The 1,475-nt window shown below is 35.7% G+C and carries 3 protein-coding genes; all 3 read left to right on the plus strand.

Annotated elements, in window-relative coordinates; translation table 11 throughout:
* Positions 1-54: 54 nt before the first annotated feature.
* Genes JCM13188_RS19980 through JCM13188_RS17145 form a run of 3 tightly spaced genes read left to right on the plus strand, consistent with a single transcriptional unit; the run spans position 55 to position 1,444 of the window.
* Positions 55-180 carry a transposase gene (locus tag JCM13188_RS19980; RefSeq protein WP_279402062.1) on the plus strand — a complete coding sequence of 42 codons (126 nt, stop codon included), beginning with the start codon at positions 55-57 and terminating at the stop codon, positions 178-180.
* A gap of 29 nt (positions 181-209) precedes the next feature.
* On the plus strand, positions 210-503 hold the full coding sequence (locus JCM13188_RS19985) for a helix-turn-helix domain-containing protein (protein WP_279402063.1): 294 nt from the start codon (positions 210-212) through the stop codon (positions 501-503).
* The gene (locus tag JCM13188_RS17145) at positions 500-1,444 is read left to right on the plus strand and encodes an IS3 family transposase (RefSeq protein WP_279402064.1); all 945 of its coding nucleotides are present in this window, start codon (positions 500-502) and stop codon (positions 1,442-1,444) included. Before JCM13188_RS19985 ends, JCM13188_RS17145 begins: the two co-directional genes overlap by 4 nt.
* The last annotated feature ends 31 nt before the right edge of the window (positions 1,445-1,475 follow it).

Below are 1,475 nucleotides of genomic sequence, written 5' to 3' on the forward strand. Positions count from 1 at the left end.
GGTACTGCACCCCAAAAGTTAGAGTGAAAAAATTTAACTTTTGGGGTGTTTTGTATGGCGAAATATAGTAACGATTTTAAGTTAAAAATTGTGAAAGAATATTTAGAAGGCCCGTTGGGCTATGGTTTGTTGGCTAAAAAATATGAGTTCCGGGTAAGGGGCAAATTAGAAAGTGGGTAGATGCCTACAAAGCACTAGGTGAAGATGGATTGCGTCGAAAGCGTTCTACAACCGTTTACCCTGTTCAATTTAAGTTAGATGTATTAAACTTTATAAGACAAACGGGCGCTTCTTATAAAGAGACAGCAATAGAATTTAAATTAAACAATCCTTCTCTAATTGCCATCTGGTTAAAGACTTTTTCTAATGAAGGAATAGAAGGGCTCAAAGAAAAACCGAAAGGACGGCCTCCTATGTCTGGAAAAAGAAAGACGAAACAATCAAAGCAAGAAAAGGCAATGTCTCGTGAGGAACAATTAGAACGTGAAAATGAACTTCTTTGATTAGAAAATGCATATTTAAAAAAGTTAAAAGCTTTTCAGGAGAACCCGAATGCCTACCTCGAAAAGCACAAACAGTCTTGGCATTCGAACTCAAAGAAGAAGGGTTCAAATTAAGAGATGTGTTAGTAGTAGTAGGCATACCAGAAGCAACTTATCATTATCACATTCATCAATTGAAGAAGGAAGATCCTGATAAGGATCTGAAAAAAATCATTAGTGAATTGTTTCAAAAACATGGAGAGAGATACGGGTATCGTCGTATACATTTAGAATTAAGGGCGAAAGGCTATCAAATAAATCATAAGAAAGTACAACGAATCATGAGAGAGCTCGGATTAAAGTGTGAAAAGTTCACACGTAAATCTCGTTACAAATCTTATAAAGGAACAGTCGGTAAGGTAGCGAAAAACCGTTTAAATCGTAGATTTAACACTTCTATACCTCTACAAAAGCTAGTTACAGACGTTACTGAATTTAAGTGTGCGGGAAGTGAGAAACTTTATTTGAGTCCAATTTTAGATTTATATAATGGCGAAATCATCTCTTACGGTATGTCTAGGAAACCAACACTAGACTTTGTACTTCAACCGCTTAATCAGGCAATAGAGATAATCACTAATGAAGCTGAGTATCGAACGACCATACATTCTGATCAAGGTTGGCATTACCAACATAGACAATGGGTCAATACATTAAAGACAAACAGGATTTTTCAAAGTATGTCTAGGAAAGCGACATGTGCAGATAATGCCACAATGGAGAATTTCTTTGGAATTATGAAACAAGAAATGTATTACGGTGAGGCATTAATGTCTTACGATGAACTAAAACAAAAAATTGAGGAATTCATTTATTACTACAATTACGAACGAATTAAATTAAAATTGGCTGGTTCAAGTCCAGTTCAATACCGAACTCAAACCAGCCAATCAGCTGTATAATTAAAACTCTAACTTTTGGGGGTCACCACCG

Origin of the sequence: Piscibacillus salipiscarius JCM 13188 (assembly GCF_001311865.1) — a bacterium.
GTDB lineage: Bacteria > Bacillota > Bacilli > Bacillales > Alkalibacillaceae > Piscibacillus > Piscibacillus salipiscarius.

Coding starts and splice junctions, on each gene's coding strand:
- JCM13188_RS19980 (WP_279402062.1), top strand. CDS start 55: ATGGCGAAATATAGTAACGATTTTAAGTTAAAAATTGTGAAAGAATAT.